At 49.9% G+C, this 2861-nt stretch carries 1 rRNA gene; it reads right to left on the bottom strand.

Features of this window, described 5'->3' with window-relative positions:
- Positions 1–21: 21 nt before the first annotated feature.
- Positions 22–2861, bottom strand: a 23S ribosomal RNA gene (locus tag AB2B47_RS08505); the annotation flags it as partial.

Below are 2861 nucleotides of genomic sequence, written 5' to 3'. Positions count from 1 at the left end.
GCTTTCGTATTCTCAGTTACTTTGGATAAGTCCTCGAGCTATTAGTATTAGTCCGCTACATGTGTCGCCACACTTCCACTTCTAACCTATCTACCTGATCATCTCTCAGGGCTCTTACTGATATAAAATCATGGGAAATCTCATCTTGAGGTGGGTTTCACACTTAGATGCTTTCAGCGTTTATCCCTTCCCTACATAGCTACCCAGCGATGCCTTTGGCAAGACAACTGGTACACCAGCGGTAAGTCCACTCTGGTCCTCTCGTACTAGGAGCAGATCCTCTCAAATTTCCTACGCCCGCGACGGATAGGGACCGAACTGTCTCACGACGTTCTGAACCCAGCTCGCGTGCCGCTTTAATGGGCGAACAGCCCAACCCTTGGGACCGACTACAGCCCCAGGATGCGACGAGCCGACATCGAGGTGCCAAACCTCCCCGTCGATGTGAACTCTTGGGGGAGATAAGCCTGTTATCCCCAGGGTAGCTTTTATCCGTTGAGCGATGGCCCTTCCATACGGAACCACCGGATCACTAAGCCCGACTTTCGTCCCTGCTCGAGTTGTAGCTCTCGCAGTCAAGCTCCCTTATACCTTTACACTCTGCGAATGATTTCCAACCATTCTGAGGGAACCTTTGGGCGCCTCCGTTACCTTTTAGGAGGCGACCGCCCCAGTCAAACTGCCCGTCAGACACTGTCTCCGATAGGGATCACCTATCCGGGTTAGAGTGGCCATAACACAAGGGTAGTATCCCAACATCGTCTCCTTCGAAACTGGCGTCCCGATCTCATAGACTCCTACCTATCCTGTACATGTGGTACAGACACTCAATATCAAACTGCAGTAAAGCTCCATGGGGTCTTTCCGTCCTGTCGCGGGTAACCTGCATCTTCACAGGTACTAAAATTTCACCGAGTCTCTCGTTGAGACAGTGCCCAAATCATTACGCCTTTCGTGCGGGTCGGAACTTACCCGACAAGGAATTTCGCTACCTTAGGACCGTTATAGTTACGGCCGCCGTTTACTGGGGCTTCAATTCATACCTTCGCGTTACCGCTAAGCACTCCTCTTAACCTTCCAGCACCGGGCAGGCGTCACCCCCTATACATCATCTTACGATTTAGCAGAGAGCTGTGTTTTTGATAAACAGTTGCTTGGGCCTATTCACTGCGGCTGACGTAAAGTCAGCACCCCTTCTCCCGAAGTTACGGGGTCATTTTGCCGAGTTCCTTAACGAGAGTTCTCTCGCTCACCTGAGGCTACTCGCCTCGACTACCTGTGTCGGTTTGCGGTACGGGTAGAGTATGTTTAAACGCTAGAAGCTTTTCTTGGCAGTGTGACGTCACTAACTTCGCTACTAAACTTCGCTCCCCATCACAGCTCAATGTTATAGAATTAAGCATTTAACTCAATTCACACCTCACTGCTTAGACAGACACTTCCAATCGTCTGCTTTAGTTAGCCTACTGCGTCCCTCCATCACTACATACTCTAGTACAGGAATATCAACCTGTTGTCCATCGGATACACCTTTCGGTCTCTCCTTAGGTCCCGACTAACCCAGGGCGGACGAGCCTTCCCCTGGAAACCTTAGTCTTACGGTGGACAGGATTCTCACCTGTCTTTCGCTACTCATACCGGCATTCTCACTTCTATGCGTTCCAGCGCTCCTCACGGTACACCTTCTCCACACATAGAACGCTCTCCTACCATACCTATAAAGGTATCCACAGCTTCGGTAAATTGTTTTAGCCCCGGTACATTTTCGGCGCAGGGTCACTCGACTAGTGAGCTATTACGCACTCTTTGAATGAATAGCTGCTTCTAAGCTAACATCCTAGTTGTCTGTGCAACCCCACATCCTTTTCCACTTAACAATTATTTTGGGACCTTAGCTGGTGGTCTGGGCTGTTTCCCTTTCGACTACGGATCTTAGCACTCGCAGTCTGACTGCCGACCATAATTCATTGGCATTCGGAGTTTATCTGAGATTGGTAATCCGGGATGGACCCCTCACCCAAACAGTGCTCTACCTCCAAGAATCTCTAATGTCGACGCTAGCCCTAAAGCTATTTCGGAGAGAACCAGCTATCTCCAAGTTCGTTTGGAATTTCTCCGCTACCCACAAGTCATCCAAGCACTTTTCAACGTGCCCTGGTTCGGTCCTCCAGTGCGTCTTACCGCACCTTCAACCTGCTCATGGGTAGGTCACATGGTTTCGGGTCTACGACATAATACTAATGCGCCCTATTCAGACTCGGTTTCCCTACGGCTCCGTCTCTTCAACTTAACCTCGCATCATATCGTAACTCGCCGGTTCATTCTACAAAAGGCACGCTCTCACCCATTAACGGGCTCGAACTTGTTGTAGGCACACGGTTTCAGGTTCTATTTCACTCCCCTCCCGGGGTGCTTTTCACCTTTCCCTCACGGTACTGGTTCACTATCGGTCACTAGGGAGTATTTAGGGTTGGGAGATGGTCCTCCCAGATTCCGACGAGATTTCACGTGTCTCGCCGTACTCAGGATACTGCTAGGTACAAAGACTATTTTAAATACGAGGCTCTCACTCTCTTTGGCTGACCTTCCCATGTCATTCTTCTATAGTCTTTGAGTCCACATTGCAGTCCTACAACCCCGAAGAGTAAACTCTTCGGTTTGCCCTCCTGCCGTTTCGCTCGCCGCTACTAAGGCAATCGCTTTTGCTTTCTCTTCCTGCAGCTACTTAGATGTTTCAGTTCACTGCGTCTTCCTCCTCATATCCTTAACAGATATGGGTAACAGGTAGTACCTGTTGGGTTCCCCCATTCGGAAATCCCTGGATCATCGCTTACTTACAGCTACCCAAGGCATATCGTCGT

Source organism: Streptococcus wuxiensis, from assembly GCF_040888245.1.
Taxonomy (GTDB): Bacteria; Bacillota; Bacilli; order Lactobacillales; family Streptococcaceae; genus Streptococcus; species Streptococcus wuxiensis.
This window is presented reverse-complemented; position numbering and strand designations above follow the sequence as displayed.